Annotated in this window: 14 protein-coding genes and 1 tRNA gene; 10 read left to right on the forward strand and 5 right to left on the reverse strand. The window is 59.7% G+C overall.

Annotation, left to right across the window (positions count from 1 at the left end; translation table 11 throughout):
• Positions 1-87: 87 nt before the first annotated feature.
• The 4 genes from gpmI to ACXAG1_RS14130 all read left to right on the forward strand — a co-directional run bounded on the left by gpmI (position 88) and on the right by ACXAG1_RS14130 (position 4,843).
• On the forward strand, positions 88-1,632 hold the full coding sequence (gpmI, locus tag ACXAG1_RS14115; RefSeq protein WP_475091072.1) for a 2,3-bisphosphoglycerate-independent phosphoglycerate mutase: 1,545 nt from the start codon (positions 88-90) through the stop codon (positions 1,630-1,632).
• 54 nt (positions 1,633-1,686) lie between these two features.
• Positions 1,687-2,844: a murein hydrolase activator EnvC family protein gene (locus ACXAG1_RS14120; protein ID WP_475091073.1), complete on the forward strand. Its 1,158-nt coding sequence runs from the start codon at positions 1,687-1,689 to the stop codon at positions 2,842-2,844.
• Positions 2,845-3,025: 181 nt separating this feature from the next.
• Positions 3,026-4,435 (forward strand): S41 family peptidase, encoded by a 1,410-nt coding sequence (locus ACXAG1_RS14125; RefSeq protein ID WP_475091074.1) that lies wholly within the window; start codon positions 3,026-3,028, stop codon positions 4,433-4,435.
• Between the two features lie 162 nt (positions 4,436-4,597).
• On the forward strand, positions 4,598-4,843 hold the full coding sequence (locus ACXAG1_RS14130; RefSeq protein ID WP_475091075.1) for a DUF6316 family protein: 246 nt from the start codon (positions 4,598-4,600) through the stop codon (positions 4,841-4,843).
• Between the two features lie 510 nt (positions 4,844-5,353).
• On the opposite strand, the gene ACXAG1_RS14135 is transcribed toward ACXAG1_RS14130, so the two are convergent.
• The 5 genes from ACXAG1_RS14135 to hisB form a co-directional block, all read right to left on the reverse strand.
• Entirely contained in the window at positions 5,354-6,319 is a 966-nt protein-coding gene (locus tag ACXAG1_RS14135) for an AraC family transcriptional regulator (protein ID WP_475120046.1), read from the reverse strand.
• A gap of 133 nt (positions 6,320-6,452) precedes the next feature.
• Entirely contained in the window at positions 6,453-7,214 is a 762-nt protein-coding gene (gene hisF / locus ACXAG1_RS14140; protein WP_475091077.1) for an imidazole glycerol phosphate synthase subunit HisF, read from the reverse strand.
• A 27-nt stretch (positions 7,215-7,241) separates the two neighbouring features.
• A complete protein-coding gene (hisA, locus tag ACXAG1_RS14145; RefSeq protein WP_475091078.1) occupies positions 7,242-7,985 on the reverse strand; it encodes a 1-(5-phosphoribosyl)-5-[(5-phosphoribosylamino)methylideneamino]imidazole-4-carboxamide isomerase in 744 nt (247 codons plus the stop codon).
• Between the two features lie 211 nt (positions 7,986-8,196).
• Positions 8,197-8,841: an imidazole glycerol phosphate synthase subunit HisH gene (gene hisH / locus ACXAG1_RS14150; RefSeq protein WP_475091079.1), complete on the reverse strand. Its 645-nt coding sequence runs from the start codon at positions 8,839-8,841 to the stop codon at positions 8,197-8,199.
• A gap of 13 nt (positions 8,842-8,854) precedes the next feature.
• A complete protein-coding gene (gene hisB, locus ACXAG1_RS14155) occupies positions 8,855-9,442 on the reverse strand; it encodes an imidazoleglycerol-phosphate dehydratase HisB (protein WP_066960431.1) in 588 nt (195 codons plus the stop codon).
• Between the two features lie 151 nt (positions 9,443-9,593).
• On the opposite strand from hisB, the gene ACXAG1_RS14160 reads away from it, so the two are divergent.
• The 6 genes from ACXAG1_RS14160 (at position 9,594) to ACXAG1_RS14185 (ending at position 16,317) form a co-directional block, all read left to right on the forward strand.
• Positions 9,594-9,884 (forward strand): hypothetical protein, encoded by a 291-nt coding sequence (locus ACXAG1_RS14160; RefSeq protein ID WP_475091080.1) that lies wholly within the window; start codon positions 9,594-9,596, stop codon positions 9,882-9,884.
• 130 nt (positions 9,885-10,014) lie between these two features.
• Entirely contained in the window at positions 10,015-12,306 is a 2,292-nt protein-coding gene (locus ACXAG1_RS14165) for a TonB-dependent receptor (protein WP_475120047.1), read from the forward strand.
• A 97-nt stretch (positions 12,307-12,403) separates the two neighbouring features.
• On the forward strand, positions 12,404-14,521 hold the full coding sequence (locus ACXAG1_RS14170) for an AsmA family protein (protein WP_475120048.1): 2,118 nt from the start codon (positions 12,404-12,406) through the stop codon (positions 14,519-14,521).
• A gap of 174 nt (positions 14,522-14,695) precedes the next feature.
• Positions 14,696-15,829 carry an A/G-specific adenine glycosylase gene (gene mutY, locus ACXAG1_RS14175; protein WP_475120049.1) on the forward strand — a complete coding sequence of 378 codons (1,134 nt, stop codon included), beginning with the start codon at positions 14,696-14,698 and terminating at the stop codon, positions 15,827-15,829.
• 8 nt (positions 15,830-15,837) lie between these two features.
• The gene (locus tag ACXAG1_RS14180; RefSeq protein ID WP_475091084.1) at positions 15,838-16,119 is read left to right on the forward strand and encodes an oxidative damage protection protein; all 282 of its coding nucleotides are present in this window, start codon (positions 15,838-15,840) and stop codon (positions 16,117-16,119) included.
• A gap of 122 nt (positions 16,120-16,241) precedes the next feature.
• Positions 16,242-16,317 (forward strand) — tRNA-Phe (locus ACXAG1_RS14185).
• Positions 16,318-16,580: the final 263 nt, after the last annotated feature.

Raw genomic sequence — 16,580 nt, forward strand, 5'->3', positions numbered from 1 at the left:
CTTTCTGCTTACGAGCGGGCCAGTTACCGGTTACGCGACCTGACACACCAGCTTTTCTCAGACATTCAACACAGGAATTCCGATCCCATGGCATCCGAGTCTTCGCCCAAGCGCCCCCTGGTACTGCTGATTCTGGACGGCTTCGGCCACAGTGAGCACAGCGAACACAACGCCATCGCCGCGGCCAAGAGCCCGGTGTGGGACCAGATCTGGGGCAATCGCCCGAAAACCCTGATCCACACCTCCGGTATGGCGGTGGGCCTGCCGGAAGGGCAGATGGGGAACTCGGAAGTGGGACATATGACCCTCGGCGCCGGCCGTGTGGTGTACCAAAACTTCACCCGTATCAACAAGGCGATCGAAGACGGCGACTTCTTCAAGAACCCGGCCTACACCTCCGCGGTGGACAAGGCCATCGCCAAAGACGGCGCCGTGCACATTATGGGCCTGGCCTCCGAAGGCGGTGTGCACAGCCACGACGACCACATTGTTGCCATGGCCACCCTGGCCGCCCAGCGCGGCGCAAAGGCGGTGTATATCCACGCCTTCACCGACGGTCGCGACACCCCACCGCGCAGTGCGGAAACCCCTCTGGCGCGCCTGACCCAGGTGTGCGATGCCCTGGGCACCGCGCGCATCGCCACCATCGCCGGCCGCTACTTCGCCATGGACCGCGACAACCGCTGGGATCGCGTGCAGCCGGTCTACGACCTGATTACCCAGGGCAAAGCCGAGCATCAGGCGGACTCCGCCCTGGCCGGTCTGGAAGCCGCCTACGCCCGCGACGAGAATGACGAATTCGTGGCCCCCACCCTGATCGGCGAACCCGCGCCGCTCAAAGATGGTGACGCACTTATCTTTATGAACTTCCGCCCGGACCGCGCGCGCCAGCTGACCCGCGCCTTTACCGAAGCGGACTTCGACGGCTTCGAGCGCGCCGTCACCCCGAAACTGGCCGACTTCGTGATGACCACCGAATACGCCAGCTCCATCGACGCCGCCTGCGCCTTCCCGCCGGAGCCGATGGTGAACTCCTTCGGCGAGTACCTGCAGAACCAGAGCAAGACCCAGCTGCGTATCGCCGAGACAGAAAAGTACGCACATGTGACCTTCTTCTTTAGCGGCGGACGCGAAGAGCCCTACAATGGCGAGGAGCGTATCCTGATCAAATCGCCGGACGTGGCCACCTACGACCTGCAGCCGGAGATGAGCGCACCGGAAGTGACCGACAAACTGGTGGCCGCCATCGAAAGCGGCAAATTCGATGCTATCGTCTGCAACTACGCCAACGGCGACATGGTGGGCCACACCGGCGTCTTCGAAGCTGCGGTTAAAGCGGTGGAAGCCCTGGACGGTTGCGTGGATCGCGTAACCAAAGCCGCTCTGGCTGCCGGGGGCGAGGTGCTGATCACCGCCGACCACGGCAATGTGGAAGAAATGTTCGACGCCGGTTCCGGCCAGGTGAGTACCCAGCACTCCACCCTGCCGGTACCCTTTGTGTACGTGGGCGAGCGCAATGTCACCATGCGTGACGGCGGCAGCCTGGCAGACGTGGCACCGACCATGCTGGCGCTGATGGGCCTGCCGCAGCCGGTGGAAATGAACGGCGAGCCGCTGGTTAAAATCAACTAATTGGAATGCGCCCGCATCGCGGGCGCAAACTACAAGCGGGAATTTGCTGACACCATGAAGCTTTCGAGCAAGAAATTTTCTGCAATTTTCTTCACTGCACTGTTGTCACTGTCTCTGGTGCCCGCTTGCTTCGCGCAGGCGGCCGACGAAGAACAGCAGGCGCGCCTGGCGGAAATCAAGCAGCGCATCGAGACCCTGCAGCAGGAGCTCAACCAGGTCAAAGGCGAGCGCGACCAGCTGCTGAAAGACCTGGAATCCAACGAGAAAGACATCTCGGAGCTGCTGCAGCGCATCGACAAGATCAAATCGGACATGCAGTCCCGCGGTGAGAAGCTGCAGGAGTTAAAGCAGGAAGAGCAACAGCTACAGGAATCCCGGCGAAGTATGCAGCGGCGGGTCGAGCAGGAAGTCGCCGCCGCTTACCGACTCGGACGCCAGGAGCAGATCAAGCTGCTCCTCAACCAGCAAGACCCCCAGCACATCGCCCGCCAACTCCGCTACCACGACTACTTCCTCAAGCAACGCAGCCGCGTTATCGAAGATTACGTTTCCACTCTCGATCAGCTCTCCACCGTCACTACCGGTATCGAACGGGAACGGGACACCCTCGCCCGCGAGCGCGACCAGCTGGAAGAAAAGCGCCGCTTACTTGTCAGTGCCCAGAACAATCGCCAGCGCACCCTCGATAAACTCGCCAAACAGCTCGCCAGCAAAGGCGGCGAACTGGATCAGCTCAATAGCGATCGCAGTCGCCTGCAAAAACTGGTGGATCATGTGGGCCGCGCCATTGCCAGCCTGATCAACCCCAGCGACGACACCCCCTTCGCAAAACAGCGCGGGCGTATGCAATGGCCCGCCAGCGGCCGTCGCGCCAACGCCTTCGGCCAGCGCCGCGCCAACGGCATTACCTGGACCGGGGTCACCCTGCGCGCCAGTGAAGGCGCACCGGTGAAAGCGATTCACCGCGGGCGTGTGGTCTTCTCCGACTACCTGCGTGGCCAGGGCATGCTGATCATCCTCGATCACGGCGACGGCTACATGAGCCTCTACGGCCACAACCAGTCCCTCACCCGCGCCATCGGGGAATGGGTAGAGCGCGGCGACACCATCGCCAAGGTCGGCAACACCGGCGGTATGAGCCAGCCCGGTCTCTATTTCGAAATCCGCCGCAACGGCAAACCCCAGGACCCCACTGCCTGGTGTAGAGGTTGACCTCCAGCGACCGCGCTCCCTGCGGTCGCCATACACCTCGTCCCTAACATAATTCCCCTTGCAGTTTTACCTCCCGGTCAGCACGCCAGTTCCAATCTCCGCCAAGTTCAGAACCCTGCGCTATCGCCGGGTCTACAATTTCTGTTGGAAAGTAACGATAAATGCCAAGGACGTGCAGATTATGTTCACCCCCAAAATGCTCGCTCGCCTGATTGGCGTCGCGGCACTCACCGCTCTGCCGCTGATGGGACTCAGCCAGGCCGGTCAGCTCGAAAGCAGCGATGACCGAATCTCGCTGGAAGCCGAATCCCGCCTGCCACTGGAAGACCTGCGCAGCTTCGCCAAGGTTTTTGAACAGATCCGCCGGGGCTACGTCGAAGAAGTCGACGACAGCACCCTGCTGGAGTTTGCCATCAAGGGCATGCTGCAGGGGCTGGATCCGCACTCCTCTTACCTCGACAGTCGCTCCTTTACCGATTTGCAGGCCAACACCACCGGTGAATTTGCCGGCCTGGGTATCGAAGTCGGTATTGAAGACGACTACATCACCATCATCACTCCCATGGATGACACCCCCGCCGAACGCGCCGGATTGCGCGCCGGTGATGTCATCCTGCGCATGTCCGGAAAATCCATGCGTGGCGTCAGCCTGGATGATGCGGTGGAGAAAATGCGCGGCCCGGTGGGCTCGCCAGTGACGCTGACCATCGGACGCAAGGGCCACAAAGAACCGTTCGACGTCACTCTCAAGCGCGACAAGGTACGCGTCTACAGCGTGCGCGGTGAAATGCTCGAAGATGGCTACGGCTATCTGCGTATCAGCCAGTTCCAGCTGGACACCGGCGGCGACCTGTTGCGCGCGATGAAAAAGCTCAAGAAACAAGGCGAGCTCAAAGGGCTGGTGATTGACCTGCGCAACAACCCCGGTGGCGTTTTGCAGTCTTCTGTGGAAGTGGTCGACGCCTTTCTCGAAGAAGGCCTGGTGGTCTACACCGAGGGCCGCAATGAATCCTCCAACCTGCGCTATTCCGCCAGCCCCGGCGACCTCAGCAAAGGTGCACCACTGGTTGTGCTGATTAACGACGGCTCCGCCTCCGCCGCCGAAATTGTTGCCGGCGCACTGCAGGATCACCGCCGCGCGGTGGTTATGGGCACCGACAGTTTTGGCAAGGGCTCGGTGCAGACGGTGATTCCGATCAACGATGACCGCGCCATCAAGCTCACAACGGCGCTGTATTTCACACCCAAGGGTCGCTCCATCCAGGCCCAGGGTATCAAGCCCGACATTACCGTAGAAAGAGTGCAGGTAACCCGAGTGGGCGGCCGTACTCGTACCACCGAAGCGGACCTCGCTGGTCACCTTGGGAATGGCAATGGCGGCAAGGAAAGTGGTTCAGAAGATCGCAAGCGGGCCAAGGCCGACCAGGACGACTGGTACAGCCGCGACAACCAGGTTTTTGAAGCGCTGAACGTGCTCAAGGGGCTGAATCTCTACGTGCGTCGCATCCCCGCCGAAAGCAGCGAGAAGCGTACGGCAGAAGCGGATGAACCCAGAGATAAAGTGGCGCGCGTACAGCCGGAAGATCTCTAACCGGTCGTCTTTGAGCCCTAAAGTCCCAACAAAAATAACAACCGGCGCCCCTGTGTTTTGAGCGAGCTACCAAGTAGCTAGACTGAATTCAGGGTCGCCGGTTTTATTTTGTCCGGCAGCAAAGTTCGTGCAGTTTTGTGATTAAGCAGTAGCGAGGGTGTCATGCAGCAGTATCGTCGTGGCGAACAGGGAAAAGCGATTCCACCTCGTTCGGATCGATTCTATAAACTCGGGGATGACTGGTATTTTACCGCCCGAGGTGGAAAAACTTTTGGGCCCTATACGTGCAAGGCGGAGGCGGAGAAAGCGGCGGCACTATTTCTCAATCCGGCTCAAAACTACACCGGCAATGTTCGCCCTTTTGGCAGCCTGCGCGCGCGCCGCTGGCGCAGTGCGAACAGGTTCTAAAAAAAATGCCAGGGAGGGAACCTGGCACTTGAGAATTTTGAAGGTACTAAAAAGTTACTGCTGGAGACAGCCTGATAAGCCCGGAATCAGCAAGTCCATTTGCCGAACAACTCACTCCAACTCCATTGAAGCGCCGGGGCAGGTAGTGCTACCGTCAATGCAAAGAAGCAAATCAAGCTGCTTATTAAGTAAAGCGCACCATGGCGCACGCCCTGATACTATTCGCTACCCGGGCAGATACTAGCCGCATATCTTTCAAGCCACTATCCCGCAGGCAATTTCGCGCCAAGCGCCCCGAGGCTGCAAACCGCACGCAATTCAGCGAGATTAACCACGTAAACCCCGCTGCCCACGCCAATCCATTGGCATTTCGCCATTTCTGAAATCGCGTGAGGTTCACAACCCCAAGGCTAGTTTGATTCAACCGAAAAAGGAATTTTCGCGCCAATACTATCCGCTGCCCGGATACATGCTATTTGCGACAATCTGTGCCCCATACGGTGCGGCTGATCATGACGAGTGCTCGGTGACTTTCTCGCGAACCTCTGACGGGGAGAGACCAAAGCGGCGTTTGAAGGCGCGGTTAAACCAGGCCAGATTACTGAAGCCTGCATGATAGGCAAGAGTAGAGATGTAGTCCCGCGCCTTGGCCGGGTTGACCAGCTGCTGGTACACCCAGTCCAGGCGAATGGCATTGAGGTAATCGGTAAAGGTGAAGTTGAATTCACCAAAAATCTTGCGCAGATACTGGGGCGAAATATTGAAGTGGCGAGCCACGACATCTACGCTTAATTCCGGGTCGAACATGCGCAACTTGATATAGTTGCGCATGGCCTGATAGCGGGCATGTCGAACACCGCGGTTGCCAGCCGCCACTTCACAATCGCTATCAACCCCGAGCACCAGAGCAGCCAGATCCATAATCTGGATTTCGGCGAGCTTCGCTGCAGAGGCTGATAAATCGTCCTTGGCGTGATACAGGTTCTTCAAATAGCCGAGAAGTAACTCGAATGCGCTGGCGTCGCAAGGCCGAAAACGCTTGCCAATCACCCGGTCCGGTGCAGCGAGCCGACTTTCCAGAAACTGTTTCGGCAGGCCAATACTGGTAACAAAGTGAGCCCCCTCATTCCGGCTCACATAAGGGTCTTCCAGTGGCAGTAAATAGAGCTCCCCTGGCGTACAGAACTGTTCGTTGGCACCACCAGAGGCAATACCCAATACGCCCTGGCGCGGAATCACCAGCATCATGGAATCGTCGCCGTCGGCAATATGGGTTTGGGTACGCCAGGCTTTGTGATCAACCAGAAAAGAGTCTGCCACTACTGTGCGCGGGAGCGACCGCACCGCGACATTGACATCCAACTGCTCACAACCGACGTCCACATCCAGGCCGCACAGTGGCGCATAGGTCTCCGCCAGCGCCGTGCGGCGCTCGCTTTCGGAGTAATCCTGCGAGTTGAATCGAAAATAGCCCATAACGAACCAGCCAGTTGCCGGACCTTTATTTATAGCACTATTTTCCGAGAATATCGGAAACCCGCAGGTCAAACTCCAGAACTGGTGAGTCAGTCACACTTCTGCGGGCAACAGTCGCGGTAATCACTTTCGGCTACAGGCGCATCTCGATACCGGCATCCTGCATAAACTGCTTGGCTTCGCCCACGGTGTATTCACCAAAGTGGAAAATACTCGCCGCGAGCACGGCATCGGCGCCGCCCTGCAATACACCATCGGCCAGGTGCTGCAGGTTACCGACACCACCGGAGGCGATCACCGGTACGGAGACCGCGTCGGAGATGGCGCGGGTCAGGGCCAGGTCAAAACCGTTTTTGGTGCCGTCGCGATCCATACTGGTCAGCAGGATTTCACCGGCGCCGTAGCTGTCCATTTTCTTCGCCCATTCCACCGCGTCGATGCCAGTTGGCTTGCGTCCGCCGTGGGTGAAGATTTCCCACTTGCCATCCGCCACCTGCTTGGCGTCGATGGCGACAACGATGCACTGGCTACCGAAACGGTCGGCGGCTTCGCGCACAAAGTCGGGATTGAATACCGCGGCCGAATTGATCGCGGTTTTATCCGCGCCGGCATTTAGCAGGTTGCGGATATCCTGGATCTCGCGCACACCGCCGCCAACGGTGAGCGGGATAAATACCTGGGAAGCCATTTTTTCCACGGTGTGCAGTGTGGTATCGCGGCCTTCGTGGGTGGCGGTGATATCGAGGAAGGTCACCTCATCGGCGCCCGCCTCGTTGTAGCGGCGGGCGATTTCCACCGGGTCACCGGCATCGCGGATATCGACAAAGTTGACGCCCTTGACCACGCGGCCGGCGTCGACGTCGAGACAGGGAATAATGCGTTTGGCGAGGCCCATGTTTGTATCCCGATTACCTGATGTCAGTTACTTGGTCCAGTTATCACACAGCTCCTGCGCTTTGCGCAGATCGAGCTTGTCTTCGTAAATGGCGCGGCCGGTGATGGCGCCGAAGATTTCGGTTTTGTCGTCGCCGGCTTCGAGCAGCTTTTCGATATCTTCGATGCAGCTGACACCGCCGGAGGCGATGATGGGGATCTGCACGGCACGGGCGAGGTCCATGGTGGATTCCAGGTTTACGCCCTGCATCATCCCGTCGCGGGCGATGTCGGTGTAGACAATGGCGCTGACACCGCAGTCCTGGAATTCCTTGGCGAGTTCGGTGGCCTGCACGTCGGAGACTTCGGCCCAGCCTTCGGTGGCGACGAGGCCGTCTTTGGCGTCGAGGCCGACGATGATGTGGCCTTCGAATTCACGGCAGGCTTCTTTGACCAATTTGGGGTTCTTTACCGCGGCGGTGCCGATAATGGTCCAGCTGACGCCGGCGGTGAGGTACCACTCGATGGTTTTCAGATCGCGGATGCCGCCGCCGATCTGAATGGGGAATTGCGGGAACTGGCGGGCGATGGCGTTGACGGCGTCGCCGTTGACGGGGTTGCCAGCGAAGGCGCCGTTGAGGTCGACGATGTGCAGGCGTTTGGCGCCCTGGCTGAGCCAGTGTTCGGCGGTGGCGACCGGGTCGTCGGAGAAGACGGTGGCGTCTTCCATTTCACCCTGGCGCAGGCGTACGCACTCGCCGTCTTTCAGATCAATGGCTGGGATTACGATCATTTTGTTTAACTTCCTGTTTCGGGGCCCTGTTTTGTTGACGCCCTGTGGCGGCAGAGCACCGGGTAGGAGTTTTCAGAACCGGGCTAGGCGCCCCCCTGCGAATACGTCCCTATACGCTGCGTCGGCAACATCCCTGTTGCCGACGCTTCTGAAAACTCCTACCCGGCACTCCGCCTTCGCATGTAGTTATTTACTTTGTTAGCCGCAGTTATTACGCCGCACCGTTCCAACCGACAAAATTCTTCAATAACTGCATACCCGCATCCGCACTCTTTTCCGGGTGGAACTGGGTGGCGAAGATATTGTTGCGGGTGACAGCCGCGGCGAATGGCACACCGTAGTCGGTCTCGCCAGCAACGGCTTCATTGCCTTCAGAAGGCACATAGTAGCTGTGCACGAAATAGAAGCGGCTGCCGCTTTCGATACCGTCCCACATGGGGTGGTCGATTTTCTGCTGCACACGGTTCCAGCCCATATGCGGGACTTTCAGCCTTTCGCCATTTTCATGCAGGTCTGTGCCGAAGAATCTCACCGGCTGCGGGAAGATACCCAGGCAGTCGACGCCACCGTTTTCTTCGCTGCTGGCCATCATGATCTGCATGCCCACGCAGATACCGAGGATGGGCATACCGGATTCGACACATTGGTTCAGCAGCGGTACGAAGCCAGGGCGAATGAAACCTTCTACGCAGTCGCGGATGGCGCCGACGCCGGGGACGATAAGGCGGTCTGCGCCTTCGGCTTCCTGCGGGGTGGTGGCGAGGACGACTTCATCACCGGGGGCGACCTTTTGCAGGGCGCTGGCGACGGAGTGGAGGTTGCCCATGCCGTAGTCGAGGACGACGATCTTTTGCATTGTCATCCCAGCCTTACAGCACGCCTTTGGTGGAGGGCATGGCGCCTTCCATGCGCGGGTCCGGGGTCAGGGCCATGCGCAGGGCGCGGCCGAACGCCTTGAATACGGTCTCGATCTGGTGGTGGGCGTTGAAGCCGCGGATGCAGTCGATGTGCAACGTTACCAAAGCGTGGTTTACGAAGCCCTGGAAGAATTCGTAGAACAGTTCGGTATCGAAGTTGCCGATACGCTTCTGGGTAAACGGCACGTTCATGGTGAGACCGGGACGCCCTGAGAAGTCGATGACGACTCGACTGAGGGCTTCGTCCAGGGGCACATAGGCGTGGCCGTAGCGGGTCATGCCTTTCTTGTCGCCGATAGCCTGGTTGATGGCCTTGCCGAGGGTGATGCCGATGTCTTCCACGGTGTGGTGGTCGTCGATATGCACGTCGCCGTCGCAGGTGATGTCCAGGTCGATCATGCCGTGGCGGGCGATCTGGTCCATCATGTGCTCGAGGAAGGGGACGCCGGTGTTGAATTTGCCGGTGCCTTTGCCGTCGAGGTTGAGGCTGACCTGGATCTTGGTTTCCAGGGTGTCGCGGTTGACGCTGGCGGTGCGCATGAGGTCTACATCCTTGATTGGAGAGCGGGACAGGCCCTTTGGCCGGTCCCTGAGACAGAAGGCGCGAATTATACGCTCAAACGCGGTGGATTTTGGACGTTAGTGACAGATGAAACTTGATTCACCGTAGAGATCAAATATCATACGCCCCATGAATATAACTCCCCGCCACAAGACCCCTGTGTGGGTCAGCTTTGTGTTGCTGTTCGCGCTGATGCTCGCGCAGCCGGCGCTGGCGGAGCATATTCATGTCGAAGAGCAGGCCCACGCCATGTGCGACCTGTCCAACAACCACACACCTGCGCCCGCAGGCAGTGTGTTCACTTTCATTTCCGCAGATAGGGCACCGCTGTATATCGAACAGCAGGCTCCTGCAGCCCTCGATTGCCAACCGGAAAGCCAGTCTGCCCGCGGCCCGCCCGCATTCCAGCCCTTCAGCTAATCGCTCTCGCTGCTAGCCCCGGCTCGCCTGCTATGGCCTGCCATTTCGGCTAGTCGCCAAATAACGCTTATGTATTCTGGCGTCGGCCTTTTGGGTGGCCGTTGCCTGTAATCTACAGGAATAACCAACAATGTACCGAGTAAACACTCTGGCGCTGGCTGTTGCCTGCGCGCTGTCTTCTGCTGTGCCTTCTGCCGTTTCCGCACAGACTGCTGACAAGAAAGAATCTATCGAAGAGGTAAACGTCACTGTTTCACCTCTGGCAAAGCCGGCCGATGTGGTCGCCGCGCCAGTGTCGGTGCTATCCGGTGAGGCCCTGCGCCAGGAGGCCGCCGGCACCCTGGGGCAGACCCTGAACAATCAGCTGGGGGTTGCCAATGCCGCGTTCGGCAGCGGTGTAGGCCTGCCAGTCATCCGCGGCCAGAGCGCCAACCGGGTGAAGGTGCTGAACGACAACCTGGACGTGGCCGACGCCTCCAATACCAGCTCCGACCACGCGGTAAGCGTTGAGCCTCTACTGGCAGAGCGCATTGAAATCCTTCGCGGCCCGGCGGCCCTGCGCTATGGCAGCGGCGCCATCGGCGGCGTGGTCAACGTACTCGACGGCCGTATCCCCACCGAAGTACCGGAGCAAATGGAAGGCGCGGTTGAAATGCGCCACGACACCGCCAACAGCCAGGACGCCGGCGTCTTTCGCCTGACCGGTGGTGCGGGCAACGTGGCCTGGTACCTGGACGGAGTCTACCGCGACAACGACGACACCCAGATTCCGGGCCTCGCCATCCGTGAACACGGTGAGCATGAAGAGCACGACCACGAAGAGCACGAAGGTGAAGAGCACCACGAAGAAGAGCACCACGAAGAAGAGCACCACGAGGAAGAGTTCAACACGGATGGCTTCGTCGGCAACACCAACGCCCGCGCCAAGAGCGCCAGCGCCGGCCTGTCCTGGGTAACCGATACGGGCTTCCTGGGCTTCTCGGTGAACCGCCTGGAAAACAACTACGGCATTCCCCTGGGCACCCACGAGCACAGCCACGAAGATGAGCACGGGGAAGACGAGCACCACGAAGACGAAGATCACGCCCTCGAGGAAGAGCACGAACACGAGCACGAAGAAGAACATGAGGAGCATGGTGAAGAGCGCGTGCGCATCGCCATGACCCAGACCCGCTACGACATCAAGGGTGAGCACCGCTTCAACAGCGAGTACTGGGACAAGCTGAGCGTGCGTCTCGGCTACAACGATTACGAGCACGTAGAGCTGGAGTCTCACGAAGACCACTTCCACGAAGGCACCCGCTTTACCAACGAAGCCTGGGAAAGCCGCGTGGAGCTGACTCACGACAACGGCGGCCTGTGGCGCGGCGCTTACGGCATGCAGCTGAGCAACAAGGATTTTGCCGCGGTTGGCGACGAGGCGTTTGTACAGCCCAGTAATACCCAGAGCATCGGTCTGTTCACCATGAAAGAGCGCGCCTGGGGCGACTGGCACCTCGATCTGGGCGGCCGTGTCGAGCAGGTCACCGTCGATCCGGAGCAGGGTGAAACCCAGGACTTCAATCTGCTGGGACTGTCCGGTTCTATCCAGTACTTCCTCGCGGAGCACCAGCACCTGAGCCTTGGACTCACCCACGCGGAGCGCGCGCCGGTCGCGGAAGAGCTGTTTGCCGATGGCGCCCACCTGGCGGAAGCCCGCTACCTGGAAGGTGAAGAGGATCTCGACAAAGAGAAGTCCTTCAATCTGGAGCTGGGTTACCACCACCACAACCAGGAGGCATCCGGCTGGCACGCGGTACAGGTCGAGACCAACCTGTTCTACAACCGGGTGACCGACTATATCTACGCCGCCAACACCGGCGAAGAAAACCACGATGAAGAGCTGGCGATTTACGGCTACACCAATCGCGACGCGGTATTCTACGGTGCCGAAGCCTCCGTGCGCTTCCCCTTCGCCGGCGGTCACTATGTGGAACTGTTCGGTGACAGCGTACGCGCCAGCTTCACCAGTGATCTCACGCTGCATCACGATGAGCACGAGCACGAAGAAGAGGCGGACCACGATGAGCACGAACATGAGCACGAGGAAGTCGCCGACTACCACCGCGCGGTTCCGCGCATGCCGCCGCTGCGTGTAGGCCTGGCACTGGGCGGTAACTACGACCAGCTGAACTGGGAACTGCGCACCACCAAAGCCGCAGCCCAGGACCGCGCCGGCGCCTTCGAGGAAACCACCGAGGGTTATACCCGCATGGACCTAACCGCGCGCTACAACCTGAACCTGGGTGGCACCGATGCGGTTCTATTCGCCAGCGCCCGCAACCTGCTGGATGAAGAGATCCGCAACTCCACTTCCCTGCTGCGCGATTTCGCGCCGGAAGCTGGGCGCAGCGTGGAAGCGGGTATCCGGTTCCAATTCTGACCGGCAACTGCTTCAATAGTCGCATCCGCGTTACCCGAAACACTCGTTTCGGGTAACGCTACGCTCTCGCCAAATTCAGATTAAGGATGCGCTCTGTATGGCCTGGATCAAACGCGGTCTTATTACCCTCGTTGTTCTCTTCGTTCTTTTTGCCGGCGTCATCGCCTGGTTCCTCTCCGGTCTCGATGCCAATCAATACAAACCCAAAATCGTAAAGCTCGCCGCCGACCAGGGTATTGCCCTGACCCTCGACGGCGATATCGGCTGGCAGATCTGGCCGAATATCGCGCTCAAGCTCGAAGGGGTAAAACTTGCGCCCCTGGCACTGCCCAGTGAATCCCTGCTTGAAGCGGACAAGGTGGCGGTCGGTGTAGCGCTGATGCCACTGCTGGACAAGCGTATCGAAGCCAAGGAAATCGTATTGCTCGGCCCGCAGGTGGCGCTCACCGTGGATAAAAACGGCAAGGGCAACTGGGAACTGATCACCGACGCGATGGAAGCCAAGGCCGAACAGGACGCCAAAACTAAGCGCGAAACCCCACCCACCCTCGACATCCCCAAACAGGAAGAATCCGCTTCAGGTAGTGGACTGGAGCTGGCGCTGGAGCAACTGCGTCTGGAAGACGGCGTTCTGCGCTACACCGACAAGCAGAGCGGCACCGAGTACGCCATCAGCAAACTGCACATCGCCGCGGATAATCTGGTCCCCGGCGGCAAACCCGGCGACGTACGCCTGCAGGCAGAACTGGCCAGCAGTGATCTACCCGAGCCAGTGAGCCTGGATATCCACAGCAGTCTCGCGATTGATGAGGGGCTGAACGGCCTGCGCCTGCAGCCGGCGAACATCAAACTCACCGGTGCCGAGGGTGCCAAGGCCGAGGTGAGCTTGCGCGGCAATGTGCGCCGCGTCGAAGCCGATTCGCCCTGGCAGATTCAGCTGAACCTGAAGGTCGATGTGGAACCAATTGCCGGCTGGCTCGCCGCGGTGGGTAGCGAGTACAAGCCGCAGAGCAGCAGTGCGCTGCAAAGCCTGCGCATCGACGCCGATATCAGCGGCACCGACACTCAGATGAACCTGCAGCCATTGGAGCTGGCACTGGACGACAATACGTTCAACGGCAGCGCCAGCTTCCAGGCCGCCACCAATGCCAAAGCCGTTCCCAGTGTTTCCCTGGACCTGAAAGGCGGTGAGCTGAATGTGGACGACTACCTGCCACCGCCAGCCACCACCTCAGAGCAGGACGAACTGAGCGCAGATGTCGCCGCTGCACAACCGGTGGCACTGCCACTGGAAGCCATGCGCGGATTCAACGCCAAGCTGGACCTGACCCTGGACAAGCTGCACGCGCTGAATTTCGATATCGACAATCCTCAGCTGGCGGTAAACATAAACAACGGCCTGTACCAGTTGAACAAGCTGGCCGCCGGTGTCTACGGCGGCACCCTGAACAGCACCGGAGTATTCAACGCCCGTGGCAATTCCGCCCGCGGCGAATTGAGCGGCGGCCTCACCGGGGTGGAAATCTCCAAGGTGCAGGAAGCCCTGTTTGCCAGCGACGAACCGGAAGCGGCCGACCAGAAAAAGGTCACCTTGTCCGGCAAAACCGACCTCACCTGGGTAGGTCAGACCAGCGGCGCCGACACCCTCGCTCTGCAGAAAAACCTGCGCGCGGCGGTGCAACTCAATTCCGGGGAACTTGCACTGGCGCCATTCAACCTGGAAAAAGGCATGTGCCAGTTGGTGAGCTATGCGGAAAAGACCCCCATGCCCGAAGTAGAGTGGCCAGCACAGACCCGCCTGCAGGATCTGCGTGCCAGCGTAAGCCTGGACGGCGATGTGGCGAAGGTGGAAGGCATCAATGCGGGTATCGAAAATATCGCACTCACCGGCGATGGCACCGTCAACCTGGAGCAACAGGATTTTGACTTCGCCCTAGGCCTCGCCCTTGTCGGCGAGCGCACCTCCGGCAACGGCTGTTCCGTACAGAACTCCCGCTGGCGCAACCGCCCGCTGCCACTGCGCTGCAACGCCAAGTTCAACGAGGCCGGCGCCACTACCTGCAAACCCGACAGCCGTCGCATCGACGACCTGATCCGCGATGAGTTGAAATACCAGGCGGAGAAAAAGTACGGGGACAAGGTGGAAGAGAAAACCGACGAGCTGAAGGACAAGCTGAAAGACAAATTCAAAGGCCTGTTCAACCGCGGCGACTGATCTTCATACCACGTACCGTCGCCCCGGCCTCTCATCTCGTCACCCCGGCGAAGGCCGGGGTCCAGCTCCACTGAACTGCCAACACTAACTGGATACCGGCATTCGCCGGTATGACGAAAACACATAACGCAGTAGCATGGGCACCCTTCGCGGTGCCCATTTTTGTTTACGTTCATGCCCAATCCCATCGAAAAGTCAGCCATCAAGCCCAAGACCCCGGGCCGATTCCAGTCCTCATTGCTGAAGTGGTTCGACCAACACGGCCGTCACGACCTGCCCTGGCAGCAGGACATCAACCCCTACCGGGTGTGGGTATCGGAAATCATGCTGCAGCAGACCCAGGTCGCGGCGGTTATCCCTTACTACCAGCGCTTTATGGAATCTTTTCCTACAGTGCAGGCCCTCGCCGCCGCCAGCCAAGATCAGGTTCTCGCCCACTGGAGTGGCCTCGGCTACTACGCCCGCGCGCGCAATCTGCACAAATGTGCGCAGACCGTGGTGAACGATCATGACGGAGAATTCCCAAGGGATGTCGAGGCACTAAGCGAGCTGCCAGGTATCGGCCGCTCCACCGCCGGCGCCATTGCCAGTATCAGCATGGGTCTGAAAGCGGCGATTCTCGATGGCAACGTCAAGCGGGTGTTGGCCCGTATCCACGCCGTTGAAGGTTGGCCGGGGCAGACCGCCGTGGCAAAGCAGATGTGGGAAATCGCCGAGCGCTACACCCCCGCGGAGCGTACCGGCGACTATACCCAGGCGATGATGGATCTCGGCGCCACCCTGTGCACCCGCGCCAAACCCGCCTGCGAGCGCTGCCCGTTCGGGAGTCACTGTATCGCCCGCGCCCAGGGCAACCCCACGGACTACCCCGGCAAGAAACCGAAAAAGGAGAAGCCCGAGCGCCAGACTACCCTGTTGCTGATCGAGCACGACGGCGAGCTGTATCTCGAACAGCGCCCCGCCAGTGGTATCTGGGGTGGCCTGTGGATACCGCCACAGCTGGAGGGCGACGACGGCGGCGAGGCCAGCGCCCAGGAATGGCTGGCAGCGCAGGATCTGGACGCCAGCGAGATTCAGGCTCTGCCGCCCATGCGCCACACCTTCAGTCACTTCCATCTGGATATCCACCCGGTGTGGATAAGTCTGCCCAGCAGGCCCTGCCAGGTGGCGGAAGGGGCCAGCGGCTGGTATAAACTGCGCCAGCTCGACCGCCCTAGATCCGGCCAGGATCTGGGCCTGCCCGCACCCATCACCAGGCTGGTCAAACAGCTGCTGGCACTGCGGGCCCCACTATTGGCACCCTGTTAGGAGAAACCATGTCCCGCACCGTCTTCTGCCGCAAATACCAGGAAGAACTCGAAGGCCTCCCCAACCCGCCGTTCCCGGGCCCCAAAGGGCAGGACATCTTCGACAACGTCTCCGCCAAGGCCTGGCAGGAGTGGATGGCCCACCAGACCATGCTGATCAACGAAAAGCGTCTCAACATGATGGAACCCTCCTCCCGCGCCTATTTAGCCGACCAGATGAGCAAATTTTTCAGCGGCGAAGACTACGACGACGCCGAAGGCTTCGTCCCCGAGCAAGACGGCGACAAGTAAGCGACCGCTCGCCAACCCCCTGATCAATCGCAAAAACTATTTATCAATCAAAGGGTTGACTCCCCCCGAGAGAGCAGGTTTAATACGCGCCTCGCTGCCGGGGACAACCCCGAATCAGCAATGCCCAGATAGCTCAGTCGGTAGAGCAGGGGATTGAAAATCCCCGTGTCGGTGGTTCGATTCCGCCTCTGGGCACCATCTACTTTTATCGGATTTTCTCCGATGTGCTCAAAAGCCAGTAACCGCAAGGTCTACTGGCTTTTTTGTTTTCTCGGAACGACTCGCATCCACTCCCTGTATACCCACAATCTGTGGTTACAGGTGTGGTTACAGCGCCTTTCTGCAATTTCGTACCCACACAATCGCCCTCCAGCCCTTATACGGCGGGGGTTAGCGCGAATTGTTACCCCGCCCCAATCGCTCCAATTCAAGTCTCCATCCTCCGATTACGCCGTAGGCGA

The organism is Microbulbifer sp. ABE4_465, assembly GCF_056160765.1.

Excerpts from the sequence above, each read along its gene's own strand:
- gpmI (WP_475091072.1), top strand. The coding sequence starts at position 88 with ATGGCATCCGAGTCTTCGCCCAAGCGCCCCCTGGTACTGCTGATTCTG.
- ACXAG1_RS14120 (WP_475091073.1), top strand. The coding sequence starts at position 1,687 with ATGAAGCTTTCGAGCAAGAAATTTTCTGCAATTTTCTTCACTGCACTG.
- ACXAG1_RS14125 (WP_475091074.1), top strand. The coding sequence starts at position 3,026 with ATGTTCACCCCCAAAATGCTCGCTCGCCTGATTGGCGTCGCGGCACTC.
- ACXAG1_RS14130 (WP_475091075.1), top strand. The coding sequence starts at position 4,598 with ATGCAGCAGTATCGTCGTGGCGAACAGGGAAAAGCGATTCCACCTCGT.
- ACXAG1_RS14135 (WP_475120046.1), bottom strand. The coding sequence starts at position 6,319 with ATGGGCTATTTTCGATTCAACTCGCAGGATTACTCCGAAAGCGAGCGC.
- hisF (WP_475091077.1), bottom strand. The coding sequence starts at position 7,214 with ATGGGCCTCGCCAAACGCATTATTCCCTGTCTCGACGTCGACGCCGGC.
- hisA (WP_475091078.1), bottom strand. The coding sequence starts at position 7,985 with ATGATCGTAATCCCAGCCATTGATCTGAAAGACGGCGAGTGCGTACGC.
- hisH (WP_475091079.1), bottom strand. The coding sequence starts at position 8,841 with ATGCAAAAGATCGTCGTCCTCGACTACGGCATGGGCAACCTCCACTCC.
- hisB (WP_066960431.1), bottom strand. The coding sequence starts at position 9,442 with ATGCGCACCGCCAGCGTCAACCGCGACACCCTGGAAACCAAGATCCAG.
- ACXAG1_RS14160 (WP_475091080.1), top strand. The coding sequence starts at position 9,594 with ATGAATATAACTCCCCGCCACAAGACCCCTGTGTGGGTCAGCTTTGTG.
- ACXAG1_RS14165 (WP_475120047.1), top strand. The coding sequence starts at position 10,015 with ATGTACCGAGTAAACACTCTGGCGCTGGCTGTTGCCTGCGCGCTGTCT.
- ACXAG1_RS14170 (WP_475120048.1), top strand. The coding sequence starts at position 12,404 with ATGGCCTGGATCAAACGCGGTCTTATTACCCTCGTTGTTCTCTTCGTT.
- mutY (WP_475120049.1), top strand. The coding sequence starts at position 14,696 with ATGCCCAATCCCATCGAAAAGTCAGCCATCAAGCCCAAGACCCCGGGC.
- ACXAG1_RS14180 (WP_475091084.1), top strand. The coding sequence starts at position 15,838 with ATGTCCCGCACCGTCTTCTGCCGCAAATACCAGGAAGAACTCGAAGGC.